Below are 24,345 nucleotides of genomic sequence, written 5' to 3'. Positions count from 1 at the left end.
CCGGCGGGCGTACGAGGACTCGAAGACCGACTGAGACGCCTGATCCCACGATCCGAGAGAAGCGCAAGCCACCCATGCCCACGCGCCACGACATCCGTAACGTAGCCATCGTCGCCCACGTCGACCACGGCAAGACCACGCTGGTCGACGCCATGCTCAAGCAGGCGGGCGCCTTCGCCTCGCACGCCGCCGAGAACCTCGACGAACGCATGATGGACTCGAACGACCTGGAGCGTGAGAAGGGCATCACGATCCTGGCCAAGAACACGGCCGTGAAGTACCACCCGAAGGATGGCGGCGACGTCATCACCATCAACATCATCGACACCCCCGGCCACGCCGACTTCGGTGGTGAGGTCGAGCGCGGCCTGTCGATGGTGGACGCGGTCGTCCTGCTCGTGGACGCCTCCGAGGGACCGCTCCCGCAGACCCGCTTCGTGCTCCGCAAGGCGCTGACGGCCAAGCTGCCGGTCATCCTCTGCATCAACAAGACGGACCGCCCGGACTCCCGCATCGCCGAGGTCATCGACGAGACGTACGACCTCTTCCTGGATCTGGACGCCGACGAGGACCAGATCGAGTTCCCGATCGTCTACGCCTGCGCCCGTGACGGCGTCGCCTCGCTGACCAAGCCCGAGGACGGCACGGTTCCCCCGGACAGCGACAGCCTGGAACCGTTCTTCAGCACGATCCTCTCCGCGGTCCCGGCCCCGGAGTACGACGAGGACGCCCCCCTCCAGGCACACGTCACCAACCTGGACGCCGACAACTTCCTCGGCCGTATCGCGCTCTGCCGTGTCGAGCAGGGTGAGCTCCGCAAGGGCCAGACGGTCACGTGGATCAAGCGCGACGGCACGATGTCCAACGTGCGCATCACCGAGCTGCTGATGACCGAGGCGCTCACCCGTAAGCCCGCCGAGAAGGCCGGGCCGGGCGACATCTGCGCCATCGCCGGTATCCCGGACATCATGATCGGCGAGACCCTGGCCGACACCGAGAACCCGATCGCGCTGCCGCTGATCACGGTCGACGAGCCGGCCATCTCGATGACCATCGGCGCGAACACCTCGCCGCTCGTCGGCAAGGGCGGCAAGGGCCACAAGGTCACCGCCCGTCAGATCAAGGACCGCCTGGACCGCGAGCTGGTCGGTAACGTCTCGCTGCGCGTCCTGGAGACCGAGCGCCCCGACGCCTGGGAGGTCCAGGGCCGCGGTGAGCTCGCGCTCGCGATCCTCATCGAGACCATGCGCCGCGAGGGCTTCGAGCTCACCGTCGGCAAGCCGCAGGTGGTCACCAAGCAGGTCGACGGCAAGACGCACGAGCCGATCGAGCGCATGACCATCGACTCGCCCGAGGAGCACCTCGGCGCCATCACGCAGCTCATGGCGACCCGTAAGGGCCGCATGGAGACGATGACGAACCACGGGTCCGGCTGGGTCCGCATGGAGTGGATCGTCCCGTCACGCGGCCTCATCGGCTTCCGCACGGAGTTCCTGACCCAGACCCGTGGCACGGGCATCGCGCACTCCCTGTTCGAGGGCCACGAGCCGTGGTTCGGCGACCTGCGCACCCGTCACAACGGCTCGCTCGTGGCCGACCGCGCGGGCGTCGTGACGCCGTTCGCGATGGTCAACCTCCAGGAGCGCGGTGTGATCTTCACCGAGGCCACCACAGAGGTCTACGAAGGCATGATCATCGGTGAGAACTCGCGTTCCGACGACATGGACGTGAACATCACGAAGGAGAAGAAGCTCACCAACATGCGTGCCGCTTCCGCCGACACCACGGAGAACGTGGTGCCGGCCCGCAAGCTCTCGCTGGAGCAGTCCCTGGAGTTCTGCCGCGACGACGAGTGCATCGAGGTGACCCCGGAGACCGTCCGTATCCGTAAGGTCGTCCTGGACCAGAAGCAGCGCGGCCGCAGCGCCTCGCGCGCCAAGAACGCCTGACCTGATCCGGACCGCCGGTGAGGGCCGGCGAACCGCTTGTACGAGGAATTGACATGAGGCCCGGCGCCCCGCAGACACTGCGGGGCGCCGGGCCTTTCGTCAACCAGTTTTCGTGACCGAGGTGTCCGAATATCGGGCGTCGCTCTCCGGAACATGTGTTAACGGTCCGTTTCGGGGGTGTCTGTCTGGGATCACTTTGTCCGGATTTCGGTCAACCATGGCTCCTTGATGTTGTAAAACCGAGACCCTTTAAGTGTGGTTTACAGCCCGGTGTTACTTAATAGTTGGCTCCATTGAGCTCGGGTCAATGGGTCGGCGCACTGTGGGGAGTGCGGACTCACGAGCACACTCGGGGCACTGCAAGCGATCGCCGCCAGGGGTGTCGGTGAATCTCTACAGTGCCCCTCTTGTAGTCAAAAGTGGACTCATGAGGAGGAAACCCATGCGCGGTGCCAAGAGCGCCAAGTGGGTCGCGGGAGCGGCAATCATCGCCCTGGCCGCGACTGCCTGCGGCGGCGGCGACAAGGACGACAACGGCAGCAAGAGTGCCAAGGGTGCGGTTGACCCCAACGGCATCTTCTCCGTCGAGGTCGGTGAGCCGCAGAACCCGCTGCAGCCGGCGAACACGATGGAGTCGAACGGCAGCATCGTCACCGACGCGATCTTCTCGCAGCTCGTCGACTACGACCCGGCCGGCAAGCTCGAGATGATCAACGCCGAGTCGGTCGACACCAAGGACTCCAAGCTCTGGACGGTCAAGCTCAAGAAGGACTGGAAGTTCCACGACGGGACGCCGGTCACCGCCGAGTCCTACGTCAAGGCGTGGAACTGGGCGGCGAACATCACCAACGCGCAGACCAACGCGTCCTGGTTCCAGGGCATCAAGGGCTACGCCGACGTGCACCCCGACGGTGAAGGCGCCAAGCCGAAGTCGGACAAGATGTCCGGCCTGAAGATCGTGGACGACTACACGTTCACCATCGAGCTGGACGCCCCGCTGCCGTACTTCGCGTACAAGCTCGGCTACACGGCCTTCTCCCCGCTCCCCGAGTCCTTCTACGCGGACCCGAAGGCGGCCGGCGAGAAGCCGGTCGGCAACGGCGCGTACAAGTTCGTGAGCTGGGACCACAAGAAGCAGATCAAGGTCGTCCGCAACGACGACTACAAGGGTCTCGACAAGGCGAAGAACGGTGGTGTGATCTTCAAGAACTACACCACCCTCGAGACCGCCTACGAGGACCTGAAGTCGGGCAACGTCGACGTGCTCCGCCAGATCGCTCCGAAGGACCTCCCGGTCTACCGTGCCGACCTCGGTGACCGTGCGGTGTCCAAGCCGTACTCCGCCATCCAGACGCTCGGTGTCGCCATGTACACCAAGCAGTGGAAGAACACCGACCCGAAGGTCCTCCAGGGCCTGTCGATGGCCATCGACCGGGACACGATCACCAAGACGGTTCTCCAGGGGACCCGCGAGCCGGCCACCGGCTGGGTCGCCAAGGGTGTCCTCGGTTACCAGCCCAACGTGGCCGGTGACGTGACCAAGTTCGACCCCGCCAAGGCCAAGGCCCTCATCAAGGAGGGTGGCGGTGTTCCGGGCAACAAGATCTGGATCCAGTTCAACGCCGACGGCGGCCACAAGGAATGGGTCGAGGCCGTCTGCAACAGCATCACCCAGGCGACCGGTGTCCAGTGCGTCGGCGACTCCAAGGCCGACTTCCAGGCCGACCTGGACGCCCGTGACGCCAAGCAGGTCAAGTCGTTCTACCGCAGTGGCTGGGTGCTCGACTACCCGGTGAACGCCAACTTCATCAGTGACCTGTTCCGTACGGGTGCGGCCGGTAACAACGGCTTCTTCTCGAACAAGGACCTCGACAAGAAGATCGCGGACGCGGACTCCGCCGCCACGCTCGACGAGTCGGTCAAGAAGTACCAGGAGGTGGAGAAGGATCTGGTCAACTACATGCCGACCATCCCGCTCTGGTACTACAAGGTCAACGCCGGTTACTCCGAGAAGGTCCAGAACGTCGACTACGCGCAGGACGGCGACCCGATCCTGACGCAGGTCGAGGTCAAGAAGTAACCACCGACGTAGTCCGCAGGCCGGTGCAGAACCGACACTGACATCGGTTCCTGCGCCAGCCTGCACGCCGTGGCCGGGGGGCCCTTCCGCGACACCGACGATCCCACGAGGGGTCGGTGACGAGGGAGGGCCCGTCGGGCTGCTGCGTGCCACTTACATGGAGGCACCATGGGGCGCTATGTCGCACGCCGACTGCTCCAGATGATCCCGGTCTTCATCGGGACAACTCTGCTGATCTTCCTGATGGTTTACACGCTGCCCGGCGACCCCGTCCGGGGGCTCTTCGGAGACAAGGGCGCGGACCCCGCGACCGTCGCCGCCATTCGGCACCAACTCGGCCTCGACCAGCCGATCCTGGTGCAGTACTGGGAGTACATGAAGGGCATCGTCCTTCACTTCGACTTCGGCACCCAGATAGCCAGCGGCAGGCCTGTCACCGACGTACTCGGTGACGCGTTCCCGGTCACGCTGAAGCTCGCCGCGATGGCGTTCGTCATCGAGATCGTCGTCGGTCTCGGCCTGGGTGTCGCCGCCGGTCTGCGCGCCGGCCGTCTCACCGACAACGTCGTGCTGATCCTGACCTTGCTGATCATCTCGATCCCGGTCTTCGTGCTCGGCTTCATCGTCAAGTCGGTGTTCGCGTTCCAGCTCGGATGGATCGCCCCGAACGTGTCGAACAATGCGACGTGGAGCGAGTTGATCACCCCGGCGATCGTCCTCGGTTCGCTCTCCCTGGCGTACGTGGCACGACTGACCCGTACGACGATGGCGGAGAACCTGCGCTCGGACTACATGCGCACGGCCGTCGCCAAGGGTCTGCCCAAGCGCCGCATCGTGGGTATCCACCTGATGCGCAACTCGCTGATCCCGGTCGTCACCTTCCTCGGCACGGACCTGGGCGCCCTCATGGGCGGCGCGGTCGTCACCGAGGGCCTGTTCAACGTGAAGGGCATCGGCGGCACCATCTTCGAGTCGATCGTCCGGCGCGAGGGCACCACCCTCGTCGGACTGGTCACCGTCCTGGTGATCGTCTATCTCTTCATGAGCTTGCTCGTCGACCTGCTGTACGCGGTCCTGGACCCGAGGATCCGGTATGCCTGACCTGACCAAGACCGCTCCCGTGCCTGACGAGGCCAAAGCTCCCGTCGCGGACCCGTCCGCCGCCGTCAAGGCGGACAAGGCACGCAGCCTCTGGGGCGACGCGTGGCAGGACCTGCGGCGCAACTGGTACTTCATCATCTCCGCGGCGCTCATCGTGATCCTGCTCCTGATCACGGTCTTCCCGGGTATGTTCACCAGCGCCTCGCCCACCACGGGCGACCTGGTGCACCACTTCCTGGGCAAGCCCGAACTGAGCAAGATCGGTTCGCCCGACTGGTTCGGCTACGACGGCCAGGGCCGCAGCGTCTACGCCCGTGTCATCTACGGCACCCGCGCCTCGGTGATCGTCGGTGTCTCGGTGACACTCGTCGTGACGCTCTTCGGAGGCCTGATCGGGATGCTGTCCGGCTACTTCGGTGGCTGGATCGACGCCCTGCTCTCCGGGTTCACCAACATCTTCCTGGGCCTGCCCTTCCTGCTCGGTGCGATGGTCGTGCTCCAGGCGTTCGCCGACCGGTCGATCTGGGTGGTCGTCTTCGCCCTGGCGTTCCTCGGCTGGACCCAGATCGCGCGGGTCATGCGCGGTGCGGTCATCACCGTCAAGCAGGCGGACTTCGTCCAGGCCGCCAGAGCCCTCGGTGCGAGCACGCCCCGCATCCTGTTCCGGCACATCCTGCCGAACGTCATGGCGCCGGTGATCGTGGTCGCGACCATCTCGCTCGGTGTGTACATCTCGGCGGAGGCGACCCTGTCCTACCTGGGTCTCGGTCTGGCCCCGCCGACGGTCTCGTGGGGTATGGACATCTCCGGTGGTTCGAGCCAGATCCGGGTGGCCCAGCACATCCTGATCTACCCGTCGATCATGCTCAGCATCACCGTTCTGGCGTTCATCATGCTCGGCGAAGCCGTCCGTAACGCCCTCGACCCGAAGACGCGATAAGGAGGGCGCACGTGACCACCATCAGCAAGAACGCAGAGATTCCGTCCGCGCGCTCGGGAGACGACAACGTCGGCCCGCTGCTCGAAGTCCGCGACCTGCACGTGGAGTTCCACACCCGCGACGGCGTCGCCAAGGCCGTCAACGGCGTGAACTACAGCGTCAGCGCGGGCGAGACCCTCGCCGTGCTCGGCGAGTCCGGATCCGGCAAGTCCGTGACCGCGCAGGCGATCATGGGCATCCTGGACATGCCCCCCGGCCGCATCCCGCAGGGCGAGATCCTCTTCCGCGGCCAGGACATGCTCAAGATGTCCAACGAGGAGCGCCGGCAGATCCGCGGCCAGAAGATCGCGATGATCTTCCAGGACGCGCTGTCCTCGCTGAACCCGGTGCTCTCCGTGGGCTACCAGCTCGGCGAGATGTTCCGCGTCCACCAGGGGCTTTCCAAGAAGGACGCCAAGGCCAAGGCCATCGCGCTGATGGACCGTGTGCGCATCCCGGCGGCCAAGGAGCGGGTCAACGACTACCCGCACCAGTTCTCCGGCGGTATGCGTCAGCGCATCATGATCGCCATGGCGCTTGCCCTGGAGCCCGACCTGATCATCGCGGACGAGCCCACCACGGCGCTCGACGTGACGGTCCAGGCGCAGGTCATGGACCTGCTCGCGGAGCTGCAGCGCGACTTCAACATGGGCCTGATCCTGATCACCCACGACCTCGGCGTCGTCGCCGACGTCGCGGACAAGATCGCGGTGATGTACGCGGGCCGGATCGTCGAGACCGCCCCGGTCCACGAGATCTACAAGCGCCCCGCACACCCCTACACCAAGGGTTTGCTGGCGTCGATCCCGCGCCTGGACCAGAAGGGCCAGGAGCTCTACGCGATCAAGGGTCTGCCGCCCAACCTGTTGCACGTGCCGTCCGGCTGCGCCTTCAACCCGCGCTGTGCGATGGCGCAGGACATCTGCCGTACGGAGATCCCGGCCCTGCGCCCGGTCGCCGAGCAGGACGGCACCGAGCTGGTCGGCCGCGGCAGTGCGTGCCACTTCTGGAAGGAGACGATCCATGGCTGAGCTCGAGAAGGAGTCCGTGGACGCCACCCCGAACGTCACCGAAGTGGCGACGGTCAACGCGGCCACCGGGACGGAGGCCGCAGCCGCCCTCGACGCCCCGGCGTCGCAGGGGGAGCCGATCCTCCAGGTGCGCAACCTGGTCAAGCACTTCCCGCTGACCCAGGGCATCCTGTTCAAGAAGCAGGTCGGCGCGGTCAAGGCCGTGGACGGCATCTCGTTCGACCTCTACCAGGGCGAGACGCTCGGCATCGTGGGCGAGTCCGGCTGTGGCAAGTCCACCGTCGCCAAGCTCCTGATGACTCTGGAGCGGGCCACCGCCGGTGAGGTCTTCTACAAGGGCCAGGACATCACCAAGCTGTCCGGGCACGCCCTGAAGGCCGTACGCCGCAACATCCAGATGGTGTTCCAGGACCCGTACACCTCGCTGAACCCGCGTATGACGGTCGGCGACATCATCGGGGAGCCCTTCGACATCCACCCCGAGGTGGCCCCGAAGGGCGACCGGCGCCGCAGGGTGCAGGAACTCCTGGACGTCGTGGGTCTGAACCCGGAGTACATCAACCGGTACCCGCACCAGTTCTCCGGCGGTCAGCGCCAGCGCATCGGCATCGCCCGCGGCCTCGCGCTCAACCCGGAGATCATCATCTGCGACGAGCCGGTCTCCGCGCTCGACGTGTCGGTGCAGGCGCAGGTCATCAACCTGATGGAGAAGCTCCAGGACGAGCTCAACCTCTCCTACCTCTTCATCGCGCACGACCTGTCGATCGTCCGGCACATCTCCGACCGGGTCGGCGTCATGTACCTCGGCAAGATGGCCGAGATCGGTACGGACACGCAGATCTACGACCACCCGACGCACCCCTACACCCAGGCGCTGCTGTCGGCGGTCCCGGTCCCGGACCCGGACGCCCGTGAGGGCCGCGAGCGGATCATCCTCTCCGGTGACGTCCCGTCGCCGGCGAATCCGCCGTCGGGCTGCCGCTTCCGCACGCGGTGCTGGAAGGCCGAGGACAAGTGCGCCACCGAGGTGCCGCTGCTGGCGATACCCGAGCGCTTCAAGGCCTCGGAGACGCCCGCCGCGCACGAGTCGGCGTGCCACTTCGCCGAGGAGAAGGGCGTCGTCCGCGCGGCGTAGTCCCCCCGGTCCGTACCAACGAGGACGCCCGGCCCCCGAGAGGGGGGCCGGGCGTCCTCGCGTTGCGGTAGCCACGTACGGCGGACATGAACATGCGACGGACTGTCATATGGGGTGATATGGGGCCTTGAGGTACTCAATGGACATCTAGGAGGCACTCCATGCGCGGAGCCACACGAGCCAGGTGGGCCGTCTGCGCCGTCGCCGTCGTCCTGACGGCCACGGCGTGCGGCGGCGGGGACAGCGGTGGCGGTGGTGGCGCCGACGGGATCGTGAGCTCCTCCTGGGGCGACCCGCAGAACCCGCTGGAGCCCGCGAACACCAACGAGGTGCAGGGCGGCAAGGTCCTCGACATGCTCTTCCGGGGGCTCGTGCGGTACAACTCCAAGACCGGCGCGGCCGAGAACGCGATCGCCGAGAAGATCGAGACGTCGGACTCGCAGAACTTCACGATCACGATCAAGGACGACTGGACCTTCAGCAACGGCGAGAAGGTCACCGCCCAGTCGTTCGTGGACGCCTGGAACTACGGCGCCGCTCTGAAGAACAACCAGAAGAACGCCTACTTCTTCCAGTACATCGACGGTTACGACGAGGTCCACCCCGAGTCCGGCTCGGCGAGCGTGGACAAGCTCTCCGGCCTGAAGGTCGTCAACCCGACCACCTTCACGGTCAAGCTGTCGCAGAAGTTCTCGCTGTGGCCCGACACCCTCGGCTACGCGGCCTTCGTTCCGCTGCCCAAGGCCTTCTACTCGAACCGCGACAGCTGGCTCTCCAAGCCCATCGGCAACGGCCCCTACACCATCGAGTCGTACTCCAAGGGCTCGTCGATGAACCTGCGCCGGTGGGACGACTACCCGGGTCCGGACAAGGCGCAGAACGGGGGGATCGACCTCAAGGTCTACACCGACAACAACACCGCCTACACGGACCTCACGGCCGGCAACCTCGACCTGGTCGACGACGTGCCAGCCTCGCAGCTCAAGAACGTCCAGGCGGACCTCGGTGACCGGTACATCAACACTCCGGCCGGCATCATCCAGACGCTCTCGTTCCCGTTCTACGAGAAGGCCTGGGACACCCCCGGCGCGGTGAAGGTCCGCCAGGGCCTGTCGAAGGCGATCAACCGCGATCAGATCACCAGCCAGATCTTCCAGAAGACCCGAACCCCCGCCTCGGACTGGACCTCCCCGGTCCTCGGCGAGGAGGGCGGCTTCAAGGAAGGGCTCTGCGGACCGTCCTGCGACTACGACAAGGCGGGGGCGAAGAAGCTGATCGAGGAGGGCGGCGGCATCCCCGGCGGCCAGCTCAAGATCTCGTACAACGCCGACACCGGCTCCCACAAGGAGTGGGTCGACGCCGTCTGCAACAGCATCAACAACACGCTGGGCAACAACAAGGCCTGCGTCGGCGACCCCATCGGCACCTTCGCCGACTTCCGCAGCCAGGTGTCCACCCAGAAACTGAGCGGAGCTTGGCGCGCGGGATGGCAGATGGACTACCCGCTGATCCAGAACTTCCTCCAGCCGCTGTACTACACCAACGCCCCGTCGAACGACGGGAAGTGGAGCAACGAGGAGTTCGACGGACTGGTGGACAAGGCCAACGCGGAGACCGACAAGGCCAAGGCCGTCAGCACCTTCCAGGACGCCGAGAAGATCCTCGCTGAGCAGATGCCCGTCATCCCGCTCTGGTACCAGAACGGCAGCGCCGGCTACTCGGACAGCGTCGAGAACGTCTCGCTGAACGTCTTCAGCGTCCCGGTCTACAACGAGATCAAGGTCAAGTGACCCGCTGAGACGGGGAGGCCGGACGTCCACGCACCGGCCTCCCCGCCGCCCGCCCCGACCGTTCACCCCGACCCCCGGAGCCCCTCATGGGACGTTATGTGATCCGGCGGCTGCTGCAGATGATCCCGGTCTTCTTCGGCACCACGTTGTTGATCTTCTTCATGGTGAACGTGCTGGGTGACCCCATCGCGGGGCTCTGCGGCGAGCGTCGCTGCGACCCCGCCACCGCCGCCCGGCTGGCCTCCGAGTTCGGCCTCGACAAGCCCGCCTGGCAGCAGTACCTGACCTACCTGGGCAACATCTTCACCGGTGACTTCGGGACCGCCTTCAACGGGGACAAGGTCATCGATCTGATGGGTGAGGCCTTCCCCGTCACCATCAGGCTCACCATCGTCGCCATCGTCTTCGAGATCGTCATCGGCATCAGCCTCGGCGTCGTGACCGGGCTGCACCGCGGCCGGCCCATCGACACCGGGGTGCTGATCCTGACGCTGGTCGTCATCGCCGTACCGACGTTCGTCACCGGCCTGCTGCTCCAGCTCCTCCTCGGTGTGGAGTGGGGCATCATCAAGCCGTCCGTCTCGTCGGAAGCGCCGCTCGACGAACTCATCGTGCCCGGTCTCGTCCTGGCCTCCGTCTCCCTGGCCTACGTCACCCGGCTCACCCGGACGTCGATCGCCGAGAACGCCCGCGCCGACTACGTCCGTACCGCGGTGGCCAAGGGCCTGCCGCGCCGGCGGGTGGTCGTGCGGCACCTGCTGCGCAACTCGCTCATCCCTGTCGTCACCTTCATCGGCACCGACGTGGGCGCCCTGATGGGCGGGGCGATCGTCACCGAGCGCATCTTCAACATCCACGGGGTCGGCTACCAGCTCTACCAGGGCATCCTGCGCCAGAGCTCTCAGACCGTCGTCGGATTCGTCACCGTCCTGGTCCTGGTCTTCCTGGCGGCGAACCTGATCGTCGACCTCTTGTACGCCGTACTCGACCCGAGGATCCGCTATGCCTGAGCAGAAGCCGTGGGAAGACACGTCGGGTGAGGGGCCGATCTCCGGGGACAGGGCGATCGCGGGGGCCGGTGCGGGCGGAGCGATGGACCTCGCCATGGACGAGGGCTCCACGCTGGAGAAGCGTCCCGGCGGCCCCGACGACACCGGGCCCGCCGAAAAGCCGCGCAGTCTCTGGTCCGACGCCTGGCGCGACCTGCGCCGCAACCCGGTCTTCATCATCTCGGCACTGATCATCCTCTTCCTGGTGATCATCTCGATCTGGCCGTGGGCGATCACCGACATGGACCCGCTGGACTGCGATCTGAGCAAGGCCCAGGAGGGGTCGCAGCCCGGCCACCCCTTCGGCTTCGACGGACAGGGGTGCGACGTCTACACGCGCACGGTCTACGGCGCCCGCACCTCGGTCACGGTCGGCGTCTGCTCCACGGTCGGCGTCTCGCTGCTGGGCGGCATCATGGGCGGCCTGGCCGGCTTCTACGGAGGTAAGTGGGACGCGCTCCTCTCCCGCCTCACCGACATCTTCTTCGGCATCCCGGTGATCCTCGGAGGCCTGGTCTTCCTCTCCGTGGTGACCAGCTCCACGGTCTGGCCGGTGGTCGGCTTCATCATCCTGCTGGGGTGGCCCCAGATCGCGCGCATCGCGCGCGGTTCGGTCATCACCGCTAAACAGAACGACTACGTCCAGGCAGCACGGGCACTGGGCGCCTCCAACTCGCGGATGCTCCTGCGGCACATCACGCCCAACGCCGTCGCCCCCGTCATCGTCGTCGCGACCATCGCCCTCGGGACGTACATCTCGCTGGAGGCGACGCTCTCGTACCTCGGTGTCGGCCTGAAACCGCCCGCCGTCTCCTGGGGCATCGACATCTCCGCCGCGTCCCCGTACATCCGCAACGCGCCGCACATGCTGCTCTGGCCCGCCGGGGCGCTGGCGATCACGGTGCTCGCGTTCATCATGCTCGGCGACGCGGTGCGCGACGCCCTGGACCCCAAGCTGCGCTGAGGAGCCCGCTGCCATGTTGCTCGAAGTGCGCGATCTGCACGTGGAGTTCCACACCCGGGAAGGGGTGGCCAAGGCCGTCAACGGGGTCAACTACTCCGTGGCCGAGGGCGAGACGCTCGCGGTGCTCGGCGAGTCCGGCTCCGGCAAGTCGGTCACCGCCCAGGCGGTCATGGGCATCCTCGACATGCCGCCCGGGAAGATCAGCGGGGGAGAGATCCTCTTCAAGGACCGCGACCTGCTGAAGCTCAAGAAGGAGGAGAGGCGCCGGATCCGCGGCCAGGAGATGGCCATGATCTTCCAGGACGCCCTCTCCTCGCTGAACCCCGTGCTCAGCGTCGGACAGCAGCTCGGTGAGATGTTCGTCGTGCACCGCGGGATGTCCCGGGGGGACGCCAAGGCCAAGGCCGTCGAGCTGATGGACCGGGTGCGCATCCCTGCCGCCCGGCAGCGGGTCGGCGACTTCCCGCACCAGTTCTCCGGCGGTATGCGCCAGCGCATCATGATCGCCATGGCGATGGCGCTGGAGCCCTCGCTGATCATCGCCGACGAACCGACCACCGCGCTCGACGTGACCGTCCAGGCGCAGGTCATGGACCTCCTCGCGGAGCTCCAGCGCGAGCTCAACATGGGGCTCATCCTCATCACCCACGACCTGGGCGTGGTCGCCGACGTCGCGGACAAGATCGCGGTGATGTACGCGGGCCGGATCGTCGAGACGTCCCCCGTCCACGAGATCTACAGGGCCCCCGCGCACCCGTACACCAAGGGCCTCCTCCGCTCCATCCCGCGGCTGGACCAGAAGGGCCAGGAGCTGTACGCGATCAAGGGCCTGCCGCCGAACCTCCTGCGCATCCCGTCCGGCTGCGCCTTCCACCCCCGCTGCCCGATGGCCCAGGCCGTGTGCCGTACGGACGTCCCGCCGCTCTACACCGTGGACGAGGAACGCCGGAGCGCCTGCCACTTCTGGAAGGAGACGCTCGATGCACGCTGAGGACACGGGGCGAGGGGGATCCGCGGGAGGCTCCACGCTGCTCTCCGAGGCCGGGGACGCCGGCCGCGGGCGGCCGTTTGCCGAGGGCGACCCGATCCTGGAGGTGCGTGGCCTGGTCAAGCACTACCCGCTGACCAGGGGCATCCTCTTCAAGAAGCAGATCGGCGCGGTCAAGGCCGTCGACGGAGTGGACTTCGACCTGGCGGCCGGCGAGACGCTCGGCATCGTGGGGGAGTCCGGCTGCGGCAAGTCGACCGTCGCCAAGATGCTGGTCCACCTCGAGCCGCCGACCGGGGGCGTCATCCGCTACAAGGGCGACGACGTCACCAAACTGTCCGGCCGTGCCCTGAAGGCCGTGCGCCGCAACATCCAGATGGTGTTCCAGGACCCGTACACCTCGCTGAATCCGCGCATGACGGTCGGTGACATCATCGGCGAACCGTACGAGATCCATCCCGAGGTGGCACCCAAGGGGAGCCGTCGGCAGAAGGTGCAGGACCTGCTGGACGTCGTCGGGCTGAACCCGGAGTACATCAACCGCTATCCGCACCAGTTCTCCGGCGGTCAGCGCCAGCGCATCGGCATCGCCCGCGGGCTGGCGCTCAATCCCGAGATCATCGTGGCGGACGAGCCGGTCTCGGCGCTGGACGTCTCCGTGCAGGCCCAGGTCGTCAACCTGCTGGACCGGCTGCAGGCCGAATTCAGCCTGAGCTTCATCTTTATCGCACACGACCTCTCGATCGTCCGGCACATCTCGGACCGGGTCGGCGTCATGTACCTCGGGCGGATCGTCGAGGTCGGCACGGACGCGGAGATCTACGAGCACCCCACGCACCCCTACACCCAGGCGCTGCTCTCCGCCGTGCCCGTACCCGATCCCACGGCACGCGCGCACCGTGAGCGGATCATCCTCCACGGCGACGTGCCGTCCCCGGCGAACATCCCGTCGGGCTGCCGCTTCCGCACCCGGTGCTGGAAGGCGCAGGAACGGTGCGAGCTGGAGGTGCCGCTGCTGGCGGTGCCGGCGGTGTTCCGGGACACGGACACACCGGCGCGGCACGACTCGGCCTGTCACTTCGCCGAGGAGAAGCAGGTGGTGCCGACGGAAGGGCTCCTGGAGACGCCTGAGCCCGCGGACGCGCCGCCGTCCCTGGACAAGGACGACCAGGGCGGCCGGGGAGCGGGTGGGTCCGGGGAGCCCGGTCCCAGGGATGACAAAGAGGAATAAACAGCCCTCAAGTTCCTTAACACGCAGGCAACTTGACCGTCGCCCCTCCGATATCCGAACGCTCCACCATGGACAGCGTACGGCCGTGCGGGTGCCGTGAGCCGGCCGGGGCGATCATCATGTCGCCCCGGCCGGTCACCCGTGTCCGCCCCGCCCCACAGGCCCCCTTGTCCGTCCGCGGGCCGCGGAGGAGTATCGCGGGGTGATACTCACGCGGGGAGCCAGAATCACCGGAGCCGTGCTGCTTGCCGTGCTCGCGGCCACGGTCGGCGGCTGGATCGTGCGGGACCTCCGGGCCGTCGGGGAGCCGCTGGACCTGCTGCGCCACTGGGCGGGTTACACCGACGCGCGGCCCGAGGGGCCGCCCGCCACCCTGCAGGCCGATCCCGTCCTGTTCCTCGTCTACGTCCTCGCGCTGATCGCCTCGCTGCGCTCCTCGGTGGCGGCCTCCACACTGGTCACCACCGGCATCGTCACGTTCGCGCTCCGCCTCCCCGGTGTGTGGATCATCGGCGCTTCCTGGATGGACGAGCGGTACGGCGACGAACTGCGCACCCGCGCCCTCATCGGGACCTTCGTCGCACTCGCCGCCGGGCTCGCACTGGTCGTCACCGGTGCGGCCGGCCGCAGGCAGCCCGCCGACCCCTACGAGCCGCTGCCCACCAGGCCGGGCCAGGGGGCCGGCTTCACCGCGTTCCTGGCGCTCGGCGCATCGGGGGCCGTCCTGATCGCCTGGGAGGTGCGCCAGTTCGTCACCCTGCCCTCCGCGCTCTACCCCGACTGGTTCATCGGCGGACGGGTCATCCGGACCGGGCTGACCGCCGCCCCGCCGGGCTGGAGCAGTGCGGTACTAGCGGTGCTCTGCCTGGTGGTGGCGTGGACCGCGCTCTTCCGTGCCGTCCACGCCCGGCCCCTCGGCATGATCCTCGCCGGGTTCCTGCTGGTCTCGGGCGCGACCGGGATCGCCCGCGCCTTCCATCACCGGATGACGGACCGCTTCGGCGACCTGGGGGCGGAGCAGCAGCTCATCGTGCTCACCTCGGTCCTGCTCGCCCTCGCCGGGGCGGCGGCCCTGCTGGTCCTCGCGCGCCGGGGTACGGAGGACGCCGACGGCCGCGGTCAGGGATACGGCGGCCACGGCTACCCGCGGAGCGGCGCGCAGGGTTACGGCTACCCGCCGGGCGGAACACCCGGCTACGGCTACCCGCGGAGCGGGCCGCAGGGTTACGGCTATCCACCGGCCGGCACTCCCGGCTACGGCTCTCCGCAGAGCGGCGGCGGGTCCGGCAACCCGCCACCGCCCGCCTCGCCGCCGCCGGGCTGGTGAAGTACCCCTGGCCGCGCCCTACGCCCGGGGCAGCCCCAGGGAACGCCTGAGGAAGTCCACCTGGAGCAGGAGCAGGTTCTCGGCGACCTGCTCCTGCGGGGTCATGTGCGTCACCCCGCTCAGCGGCAGCACCTCGTGCGGCCGGCCCGCGGAGAGCAGGGCCGAGGAGAGTCGCAGCGCGTGGGCCACCACCACGTTGTCGTCCGCGAGGCCGTGCACGATCATCATCGGCCGCGCCTGACCGGCCGGCTCGGAGAGCCCCTCATCGGTCACCAGCGAGCTGTGGGCGTACACCTCCGGCTGCGCCGAGGGGTCGCCGAGGCAGCGCTCGGTGTAGTGGGTGTCGTACAGCCGCCAGTCCGCCACCGGGGCCCCGACGACGGCCGCGTGGAACACGTCGGGGCGGCGCAGCACCGCGAGCGCGGAGAGGTAGCCGCCGAACGACCAGCCGCGCACGGCCACCTTCGAGAGGTCGAGCGGGAAGCGCTCCGCCAGTGCGTGCAGCGCCTCGACCTGGTCGTCGAGGGTGAGGGTGAAGTCGTCCCTGACGGCCTTCTCCCACCCGGGCGAACGGCCGGGAGCGCCCCGGCCGTCCGCGACGACCACGGCGAATCCCTGGTCGGCGAACCACTGGGACGTGAGGTGCGGGTTGTGCGCGGCGACGACCCGCCGCCCGTGGGGGCCGCCGTACGGATCCATCAGCACCGGAAGCGGACCGTCGGACTCTGTGTATCCGGAAGGAAGCAGCACGGCGCACGGGATGCGCCGTGCGCCCCCTTCCGCCAGGTGCACCCGGGCCGTGAGGACCGGTTCCTGGGCGAGATTCGCGACGGTGGCGATCCGCCTGCCGTCACCCAGTACCCGTACCGCCGTCCCGGGGTGCTCCAGGGAGGCGGACACCAGCACCGTCACCCTGCCCGAGCGCACCGCGGAGTGCACCCCGGCGCCCTCGCTCACGCGCTCGACGCCCAGCTCGTTGACCCGGTACACGTGGCTCTGCCCGGTCTCCGGGTCCGCCGCGCTCTCCCCGGCTGTCGCCTGCACCAGGATGTCCGACTCCCCGATGTCCAGCACCGCCTGGACATGGAGCCGGTCTCCGGTCAGCAGCCTGTCGCCGACGGCGAGCACCCGTGCGCCGCCCTCGTCGGTGATCCTCACCAGCCGCCCGTCCGGGGCCCAGGCAGGCACCCCGGCGAAAAGATCAAGCCAGATTTCGTCCTCGTCGACGTGCACCGTACGCGTCGCTCCGCTCTCCGGGTCGACGGCGAGGTACAGCTGGCTGCGCTGGTCACGCGCCTGCACGAGAAGCAGCGGCGCGCCGTTCGACGACCAGTGCACGCGTGCCAGGTAGGGGAAGCGCGCGCGGTCCCACAGGACCTCCGTGCGGTTTCCGTCCAGGTCCGTCACGAACAACCGCACCTCGGCGTTGGCCGTCCCCGCCGCCGGATAGCCGACCTCGGCCGGCCTGCTGCCGGGATGGGCCGGATCGGCGATCCACCACCGCTGGACGGCGCTGTCGTCGACCCGCGCGACCAGCAGGCGGTCCGAGCCGGGCGACCACCAGAAACCGCGGTAGCGGCTCATCTCCTCGGCCGCGACGAACTCCGCGAGGCCGTACGAGGTGTTCGCGTCCTCGGGCTCGGCGACCACGCGGTCACCCTCGCCCTCCGCGCCCACGACGCGCAGCGCGCCCCGCACGACATAGGCGATGTGGCGGCCGTCGGGGGAGGGCCGCGGATCGATCACCGGGCCCGGCACGGGAAGGGGGCGCGCCGTCCCGGCCCTCAACTCCGCGACGTACGCCTTGCCGGAGAGCGTGAAGGCTGCCAACTCGGCCGCGTCGTCGACCGCGTAGCCCACGATGCCGGCCGAGCCCTCCCGGGTCCGCTCGCGCCGTGCCCGTTCCTGCGGGGACAGCTTCTCCGCCGAACCGCCGAGCAGGGCGCCGGGGTCGGCGGCGACCCGCTCCTCGCCCGTCCCGGTGTCCAGCACCATGAGCCGGTTCGCCCGGTCGGTTCCGGAGGCCGACCTGAGGAACAGCACCCGCGTCCCATCCGGTGAGACGGTGAACGCCCGCGGTGCGCCGAGAGCGAACCTCTGGGTCCGGGCGTGCTGGCGGGGAAAAGACAGCTTCTGCGAGGTCATGGCCTCGAACCTAGCCCTCGGCGGGCGCTCCGTGCGCCCCTCGTGCTGCTGTGCCCCGATCAATGCGTCGGCACGGATAGTTATGATCCGTAGCGCTCGGTGGGTATGAACCTGCTGGCTCCATGTGTGCTGCCCGTCCCGACCGTACTGATGGAGGTGAACCGCCGTGGCACTCTCGATTTCGGCGGTGGTGCTGCTGGCGATCGTCGTCTTCCTGCTGATCCGGAAATCCGGACTGAAGGGCGGACACGCGGTGGTCTGCATGTTGCTCGGGTTCTACCTGGCGAGCTCGTCGATCGCACCGACCATCTCGGAGGTGACGTCGAACGTGGCAGGAATGATCGGGGGCATCAAGTTCTGACCGGTGCGCCGGGCGTCCCGGACCTCGTGGGGCGTTCGGCCCGTGGGGCGGGCGGCTCGTAGGGTGGTCCCATGAAGGACCTTCCCCGCCGCCGTCTGCTCCTGGTGCACGCACACCCCGACGACGAGACGATCAACAACGGCGCCACCATGGCCAGGTACGCGGCCGAGGGTGCCCACGTCGCCCTGGTGACCTGCACCCTCGGCGAGGAGGGTGAGGTCATCCCGCCGGGCCTCGCGCACCTCGCCGCGGACCGTGACGGCGGCCTGGGCGGCCACCGGGCCGGCGAACTCGAGGCCGCGATGCGGGAGCTCGGGGTCACCGACCACCGGTTCCTCGGCGGCCCCGGACGCTACCGCGACTCCGGAATGATGGGCACCGAGCCGAACCACCGCCCCGGTGCCTTCTGGGACGCCGACCCGGACGAGGCGGCCGGCCCCCTCGTCGAGGTGATCCGCTCCCTGCGCCCCCAGGTCCTCGTCACGTACGACCCGGACGGCGGCTACGGCCACCCCGACCACATCCAGGCGCACCGCGTCGCGATGCGGGCGGCGGAGCTGGCCGCCGATCCCGGGTACGACGCCGGCTCCGGGGCCCCGCACACCATCGCCAAGATCTACTGGAACAGGGTGCCGCGCCCGGTGGCCGAGGAACTGTTCGCCAGGCTCCGTGAGACGCGGCCCGACGCCTTCCCGGGGATCGCCGCGATCGACGACGTACCCGGTGTCGTGGACGAAGCGGAGATCACGACGGAGATCGACGGCTCCGCGTACGCCGAGGCGAAGACCGCGGCCATGCGGGCGCACGCCACGCAGATCGCCGTGGACGGGCCGTTCTTCGCTCTTTCGAACGACCTCGGGCAGCCCGTCTTCACGACCGAGTACTACCAGTTGGTGCGGGGAGTCCCCGGCGGGGACGATGGGGACAGGGAGCACGACCTCTTCGCGGGCGTGCCGGACGCGGCCCTCGCACCGGGAGCACAGACATGAGCAGCAGGCAGAGGCCGCGCGCCTCGTCAGAGTCGCCGCGTACCAACGCCCCGCCGAGAAGCCCCGCGCCCACCGGTCTCGCCGCGCCGCCCAACCCGGCGCGGATCCCCCTGTACGTGGGCCTGGTGGTCCTGGGGGCGGCCGTCGGACTCGCGGGCACCCTCGTCCAGGCGGCCCTGTTCCCGGGCGGGTTGCTGCTCGCCCTCGCGGCGTCGGCCGGACTGTTCTACGGCGGCCGGATGCTGACCGGGACGCAGCTGGGCGCCCTGGTGCCGGCGGTGGGCTGGTTCATCTCCGTCGTCCTGCTGCTGGGCGGGCGCCCCGAGGGCGACTACGTCTTCGGCGAGGAGCTCGGCCTGGCGCTCTTCCTGCTCGGCGGAATGGCGGTCGCTGTGATGTGTGCCACGATGTCGCGGCTGCCATTTCAGGCCAACGACACCGGCCGACCTGGCACATGATGTGGTATGTCCGCCTCCGGATTGCCCCTCCGCCGGGTGATGGGTGCATCCTTGTTTCCCCCCGGCGCCGAGAGTCTTACGGTGGCGGCCAGTAAGGTGGTGCGCGCGCCGAGCCGTCCCCTGGCCTGCGGCATGGGGGAAGTACGGGCGGCGGAGCCAATCGGGAGAACCTGCTTTGAGTCGTGAAACTGACAGTTCGTCCTCCGGCCCCCAGGGGCGTGGCGGAGCCGCGTACCCGTCGGGTACGCCGCCGTACGGATCACGCCAGTATCCGTCGCTGCACCCGTCACAGGACGGGCCGGACGACGCTCCGGAGCCTGCGGATCCGCCTCAGCCCGAGGAGCCCAGAACAGAGACGACGCTGACGACGCGTATCCGGATCAACATCCCCGGTTCGCGTCCGATCCCGCCTGTCGTGATGCGTACGCCGATGAGTGAGACGGACGCCTCGGGCGGCCGTCCGGCCGGCGAGCGGACCGGCAGCACTCCGGTTCCCGGCGCACCCGCGCCGTCCTCCGGACCGGTGCCCGGCTCCGGGCCCGCGTCACGTGACGGCGCGCCGGCCGCAGAGGCCCCGGCCGAGAAGCCGGCCCGGGAGAAGAGCGGCAGCGACTGGTTCGCGCCGCGCAAGGCTCCGGCCCCGCCGCAGGCCCCGGCAGCGGCTTCGCCGCCGCCGGGAGCGCCCGGGCCGGGCTCCCAGGGCTCCGCCTCCGGGGACCCTTCGGGCGCGGGCCGGGGTCCCGGAGCCGCGCCGACGCCGCCGCGCGCGGACTCGCCGTACTTCTCGGACAACCCGCAGCAGCCGGGCGTCCGTCAGGGCGGCAGCGCACTCGACGGGCTCGGCGCGGGCGGACCCGGCGGTCCGCTGACCACGCCCGGCCCCGGCGCGCGGCAGCCGGGCGGCCCCGGCCCCTCCGGTCCCACCACCGGTCCGGTCACCGGGAGTTCCTCCCTCACGCCGAACCTGGACGGCTTCCCCGGCGGCCCGGCCGGTCCGGGCGGGTCTGCAGGCCCCGGCGGTCCCGGGCGTCCCGGTGGTCCTGCGGGCGGCCGCCCCGGCGGGGTACCGCCGCGGCTGTCCGACGACACCGCGATCCTCACCCCGCAGTCTCCGGTGCCCGGCCCCGGCCAGGGCCCCGGCGGGAACGTCTCGGGCGACACGCTCACCAGCGGCATTCCCGTCATCCCTTCGGACTCCCGCTCGGCGTTCCCGGGCGGTCCAGGTGGGGTCCGGCCGCCCGAGGGGCCCAAGGATGGCGGACCGGGTGCTCACGTGCCGTCTCCCCGGCCCGCTCCGAAGCCCGCGCCGCCCGCGAAGAAGGGCCGCTCCAAGCCGGCCCTCCTCGGTGCGGCCGTCTTCGTGCTGCTCGGCGTCGCCTACGGCGCCGGACTGCTGATGAACCACTCCGAGGTCCCCAAGGGCACCACGGTGCTCGGCGTCGACATCGGCGGCGGCACGAAGGAGGAGGCGGTCGCCAAGCTCGACGCCGCCTTCGGCAAGCGCGCCCAGGCGCCTCTGAAGCTCTCCGTGGACGGCAAGGAGCAGGAGCTCGCCCCGGACAAGGCCGGTCTCACCCTGGACAGCCAGGAGACCGTCCGCGGCGCCGCCGGCAGCGACTACAACCCGGTCTCCGTGATCGGCTCCCTGTTCGGCGGGGCACGCCCCGCCGACCCGGTGATCCCGGTAGACGAGGAGAAGCTCGGAGTCGCCCTCACCGACCTGGCGGGCGTCTCCGGCTCGGCCAACGACGGCACGATCAAGTTCGAGCCGAACAAGGCCGTCGCCGTGCCCGGCAAGGCGGGCAAGTCCCTCGACGTCAACCGGTCGATGGTCTCGGTGCGCGACGCCTACCGCGCCCAGGTCCAGACCGGCAAGGCGACCGTCGTGGAACTGCCCGTCGCGGCCACCGAGCCCACCATCAGCCAGGCCGAACTGGACCGGGCGATGAAGGAGTTCGCGAAGCCCGCGATGTCCGATCTGGTGACGATCAACGCCGGTCCCAAGTCGATCGACTTCGGTCCCGCCAAGTCCCTGCCGCAGATCCTGTCCATGAAGCCGGTCGACGGCAGGCTGGTCGAGGTCTACGACAAGAAGGCCATCGACACCCTGCTGGACGGTGTCTTCGACGGCATCATGATCACCAAGGCCGACGGCAAGCAGCACCAGGTCGGACCGGACGACGTGGCCCAGGCCATGCAGGGCGCACTGCTCGGCAAGACCAAGGCCGAGCGGACCGTCACGATCGACCTCAGCGGCGAGGGCTGATCCCGGGCTGCGGCACCTGTCGACCGCCCTCGTCCGGACCTCCGGGCGGGGGCGGTCGTCGTTCCGGCTCCGGTCACGTCAGGGGCGACGTCCGGGGCGGGGCGTGCGGGACCATTTCCGTGCACCGCCTCGCGAAGAGGACCGTCCGAAGGAAAGCGACCTGTGTCCACCATGTGGAGTCGCACGGGCCCCGGTCGCGGGCACGCCGTCGTCACCTTCCTCCCGCCGCCGAACCACAGGCACGGGGCACCACCGCCCGGTGGCATAGATGCATGGTGCAGTAATCTTGTGAATGCGCGCACCTGATGCGCTCACAAGTGTGAAACAGAAAGGCGGGCCGAAAATGCTGCGTAACGGGCTGGAGCCCTGGCACCTGCTGATCGTGGCGATCGTCGTCATAGCGCTGTTCGCCTCGAAAAGGCTCCCGGACACTGCGCGAGCGATGGGACAGTCGCTGCGTATCCTCAAGAGCGAGACCCGGGCCATGAGAGAGGACGGTGCGTCCGGCGCCGCCACCGGTCCCGGCCCGGAGACCGAGGTCAGTTGAGCAGAGCCCTCGCGGCCTGGGCGCGGTGACGGATGGCCTCCGCCGCCGTCGGCTCGATACCGTCGACGATCTCCGCGTACTCGTCCATCTCCGCCGCCCCGCGCATGAACTCGCCGCGCTGCACGAGGAGCTGGGCCCGCTCGTAGCGGAGCCTGGCCGGGTGCGAGGGCAGCAGCAGGGAGAGTTCGAGCGCCCACAGCGCCACGTCGGTGCGTTCGGGGCGGGCCGTCGCCCAGGCCCGTACGTTGTTCAGGATGCGCAGCACCGTCTCCAGGGGCCTGGCGGGCACCAGCATGGACGGCTCCAGTGCCGCCCCCGTCGTACCGGTCACCAGGAGTCCGGCCTCCTCACCGCTCAACGGCACGCCCCCGGCGAAGGGATCGGCCAGCACGCGCTCCGCCGGATCGCCGAAGCCGACGACGTAGTGACCGGGGAGGGACACCCCGTACACGGGGGCGCCGGCCCGCCGCGCGACCTCGATCCAGACCACGGACAGCAGGATGGGCAGACCCCTGCGGCGCCGCAGCACCTGCTGCAGGAGCGACGAGTCGAGCCGCTGGTAGTCCGGGGACGAGCCCGTGAAACCGCAGCGCCCGCCGAGCAGTTCCGCGAGAGCCGAAGCCCAGGCGCGGGCGTCGCGGGCGCCGTAGGGGAGAAGGCCGGCCAGTCGGTCCAGCTCGATCTGCGCGGCGTCGATGCCGTACGGATCGGTCTCGGCGGCCGGCCCGGGAGCGGCGAACGCCTCGGCTCCCAGCAGCAGGCAGAGCAGCGCGAGGTCCGGGCGCTCGGCGCGCGCCTCCTCGGCGAACCGTCGCCGGCGTTCGGCGGTGCCGGAATCCTGAGCGCTCAAGTTAACGTACCCCTGCTGCTGTCCCCGCTACGCGGGCCGGAAGTGGTGATAGAGGTGGTGGGTCGTGAAGCCCATGCCGTCGTACAGTGCGCGGGCCCCCTCATTGTCCGCCTCCACCTGGAGCCACGCGGCCGATGCACCCTCGTCGAGTGCCACGCGCGCCAGCGCCGCCATGACAGCCGTGGCGAGACCGCGACGCCGGTACTCCGGGCCCACCTCGACGGCCATGAAGCCCGCCCAGCGGCCATCCACCACACAACGGCCGATCGCGGCGGGCACGCCGTCCGCGCCTTCGCCCGCCACGGAGGCGAACCACACCGAGGGGCCGCTCCCCAGCACCTTCAGCACGTGCGGCCCCGGAGTGCCGAAACGCTGGTAACGGGAGAGCCACGCGGCGTCCGCCTCCCGGGCCGTCCGTACGTCTGAGACATCCGCGTCCAGGTCTCCCACGGGTGCCAGCGCCGCGATCCGCACCTCGGCCGACACCTCGCGTCGCCACCCGTGGTCCTCCAGGCCGGGGCACAGCTGCTCCTGTGTTCCCTCGGCGCCCGTCGCGGCCTGGACGTACGCGGGCAGGTCCCGTGCCGCGTACCAGGCCCTCACGCGCTCCAGAGCCTCCCCGAGGGGCATCCCCGGATCGCCGAGCGGGAGCGCGGAATTGGCGCGGCGGGTGAAGCCGCCCGCGGCGCGCAGCCGCCAGTCGCCGAGCGGTTCGCTCTCCACCGGCTGCCAGGCGCGCGCGGTGGCCAGGGCGAGTTCCACGAAGGAGGCGGCCGGCCCCCGGCGGCGGGCCGGGGCGGGCGGCACGGTCTTGCCCGCCACCAGCGAGGATTCCGGAATACGGACAATCCGCCCCTGCTTCGTCGTGACCGTCAGCACGCCGTCGTCCCACGATGTGAGAACACCGACCGTGTCGGTGAACCTGGCACCCTCGGCAGGGGCTTCGGCGACGCGCCGCACGGACACGCGTTTGCCCACGTCAGCAGGCGTCATGCGAACCTCGAGTTGTCCGCCGATGGTGAATTCCACAGCTCTGTACGCACCTCCTGTTCGGATCGTGCCCCGGAACGGAGATACTAGGGGCGGGCATCGACGACGCCGCGCT

The 24,345-nt window shown here is 69.2% G+C and carries 20 protein-coding genes; 17 read left to right on the top strand and 3 right to left on the bottom strand.

Features of this window, described 5'->3' with window-relative positions; genetic code table 11:
• The first annotated feature begins 74 nt into the window (after positions 1-74).
• The 12 genes from typA (at position 75) to ACFU5K_RS04855 (ending at position 15,624) form a co-directional block, all read left to right on the top strand.
• Positions 75-1,949, top strand: a complete 1,875-nt coding sequence (gene typA / locus ACFU5K_RS04910; RefSeq protein ID WP_384056872.1) for a translational GTPase TypA — start codon at positions 75-77, stop codon at positions 1,947-1,949.
• Positions 1,950-2,391: 442 nt separating this feature from the next.
• Positions 2,392-4,029 (top strand): ABC transporter substrate-binding protein, encoded by a 1,638-nt coding sequence (locus ACFU5K_RS04905; RefSeq protein ID WP_384056869.1) that lies wholly within the window; start codon positions 2,392-2,394, stop codon positions 4,027-4,029.
• A 168-nt stretch (positions 4,030-4,197) separates the two neighbouring features.
• A complete protein-coding gene (locus tag ACFU5K_RS04900) occupies positions 4,198-5,130 on the top strand; it encodes an ABC transporter permease (protein ID WP_384056865.1) in 933 nt (310 codons plus the stop codon).
• Positions 5,123-6,070 carry an ABC transporter permease gene (locus ACFU5K_RS04895; protein WP_384056862.1) on the top strand — a complete coding sequence of 316 codons (948 nt, stop codon included), beginning with the start codon at positions 5,123-5,125 and terminating at the stop codon, positions 6,068-6,070. The genes ACFU5K_RS04900 and ACFU5K_RS04895 overlap by 8 nt, the downstream gene beginning before the upstream one ends.
• Positions 6,071-6,081: 11 nt before the next feature.
• On the top strand, positions 6,082-7,140 hold the full coding sequence (locus ACFU5K_RS04890) for an ABC transporter ATP-binding protein (protein WP_384056859.1): 1,059 nt from the start codon (positions 6,082-6,084) through the stop codon (positions 7,138-7,140).
• Positions 7,133-8,275, top strand: a complete 1,143-nt coding sequence (locus ACFU5K_RS04885) for an ABC transporter ATP-binding protein (protein ID WP_384056856.1) — start codon at positions 7,133-7,135, stop codon at positions 8,273-8,275. The genes ACFU5K_RS04890 and ACFU5K_RS04885 overlap by 8 nt, the downstream gene beginning before the upstream one ends.
• A 161-nt stretch (positions 8,276-8,436) precedes the next feature.
• Complete coding sequence (locus ACFU5K_RS04880) at positions 8,437-10,065, top strand: ABC transporter substrate-binding protein (RefSeq protein WP_384056853.1); 1,629 nt, start codon at positions 8,437-8,439, stop codon at positions 10,063-10,065.
• Between the two features lie 86 nt (positions 10,066-10,151).
• The gene (locus ACFU5K_RS04875; protein WP_384056850.1) at positions 10,152-11,075 is read left to right on the top strand and encodes an ABC transporter permease; all 924 of its coding nucleotides are present in this window, start codon (positions 10,152-10,154) and stop codon (positions 11,073-11,075) included.
• On the top strand, positions 11,068-12,078 hold the full coding sequence (locus ACFU5K_RS04870) for an ABC transporter permease (RefSeq protein ID WP_384056847.1): 1,011 nt from the start codon (positions 11,068-11,070) through the stop codon (positions 12,076-12,078). The genes ACFU5K_RS04875 and ACFU5K_RS04870 overlap by 8 nt, the downstream gene beginning before the upstream one ends.
• Before the next feature lie 13 nt (positions 12,079-12,091).
• A complete protein-coding gene (locus ACFU5K_RS04865) occupies positions 12,092-13,069 on the top strand; it encodes an ABC transporter ATP-binding protein (protein WP_384056844.1) in 978 nt (325 codons plus the stop codon).
• On the top strand, positions 13,059-14,297 hold the full coding sequence (locus ACFU5K_RS04860) for an ABC transporter ATP-binding protein (RefSeq protein ID WP_384056841.1): 1,239 nt from the start codon (positions 13,059-13,061) through the stop codon (positions 14,295-14,297). The genes ACFU5K_RS04865 and ACFU5K_RS04860 overlap by 11 nt, the downstream gene beginning before the upstream one ends.
• 202 nt (positions 14,298-14,499) lie before the next feature.
• A complete protein-coding gene (locus tag ACFU5K_RS04855) occupies positions 14,500-15,624 on the top strand; it encodes a hypothetical protein (RefSeq protein WP_384056838.1) in 1,125 nt (374 codons plus the stop codon).
• Between the two features lie 18 nt (positions 15,625-15,642).
• Here ACFU5K_RS04855 and ACFU5K_RS04850 read toward each other — a convergent pair whose 3' ends face one another.
• Positions 15,643-17,769 carry an alpha/beta fold hydrolase gene (locus ACFU5K_RS04850; protein ID WP_384056835.1) on the bottom strand — a complete coding sequence of 709 codons (2,127 nt, stop codon included), beginning with the start codon at positions 17,767-17,769 and terminating at the stop codon, positions 15,643-15,645.
• 166 nt (positions 17,770-17,935) lie between these two features.
• Here ACFU5K_RS04850 and ACFU5K_RS04845 point away from each other — a divergent pair, with 166 nt between their 5' ends.
• From ACFU5K_RS04845 to tatA, 5 genes are all read left to right on the top strand, one after another.
• Positions 17,936-18,130, top strand: coding sequence for a hypothetical protein (locus ACFU5K_RS04845; RefSeq protein WP_014154257.1), 195 nt, complete (start codon positions 17,936-17,938; stop codon positions 18,128-18,130).
• Between the two features lie 71 nt (positions 18,131-18,201).
• Positions 18,202-19,119: an N-acetyl-1-D-myo-inositol-2-amino-2-deoxy-alpha-D-glucopyranoside deacetylase gene (gene mshB / locus ACFU5K_RS04840; protein WP_384056832.1), complete on the top strand. Its 918-nt coding sequence runs from the start codon at positions 18,202-18,204 to the stop codon at positions 19,117-19,119.
• The gene (locus tag ACFU5K_RS04835; protein ID WP_384056829.1) at positions 19,116-19,577 is read left to right on the top strand and encodes a DUF6113 family protein; all 462 of its coding nucleotides are present in this window, start codon (positions 19,116-19,118) and stop codon (positions 19,575-19,577) included. The genes mshB and ACFU5K_RS04835 overlap by 4 nt, the downstream gene beginning before the upstream one ends.
• 430 nt (positions 19,578-20,007) lie before the next feature.
• Positions 20,008-21,843: a hypothetical protein gene (locus ACFU5K_RS04830; RefSeq protein WP_384056826.1), complete on the top strand. Its 1,836-nt coding sequence runs from the start codon at positions 20,008-20,010 to the stop codon at positions 21,841-21,843.
• A gap of 343 nt (positions 21,844-22,186) precedes the next feature.
• On the top strand, positions 22,187-22,390 hold the full coding sequence (gene tatA, locus ACFU5K_RS04825) for a Sec-independent protein translocase subunit TatA (RefSeq protein ID WP_384056824.1): 204 nt from the start codon (positions 22,187-22,189) through the stop codon (positions 22,388-22,390).
• Here tatA and ACFU5K_RS04820 read toward each other — a convergent pair.
• Both ACFU5K_RS04820 and ACFU5K_RS04815 read right to left on the bottom strand, forming a co-directional pair.
• A complete protein-coding gene (locus ACFU5K_RS04820; protein ID WP_384056821.1) occupies positions 22,383-23,240 on the bottom strand; it encodes a transglutaminase-like domain-containing protein in 858 nt (285 codons plus the stop codon). The two genes, tatA and ACFU5K_RS04820, sit on opposite strands and share 8 nt — an antisense overlap.
• A gap of 27 nt (positions 23,241-23,267) precedes the next feature.
• A complete protein-coding gene (locus tag ACFU5K_RS04815) occupies positions 23,268-24,269 on the bottom strand; it encodes a GNAT family N-acetyltransferase (protein WP_384056818.1) in 1,002 nt (333 codons plus the stop codon).
• Positions 24,270-24,345: the final 76 nt, after the last annotated feature.

It is taken from the genome of Streptomyces sp. NPDC057428 (assembly GCF_042803195.1).
GTDB lineage: Bacteria > Actinomycetota > Actinomycetes > Streptomycetales > Streptomycetaceae > Streptomyces.
Note: the sequence above shows the minus strand (reverse complement) of the source record. Positions and strands in the feature narration are given on the sequence as shown.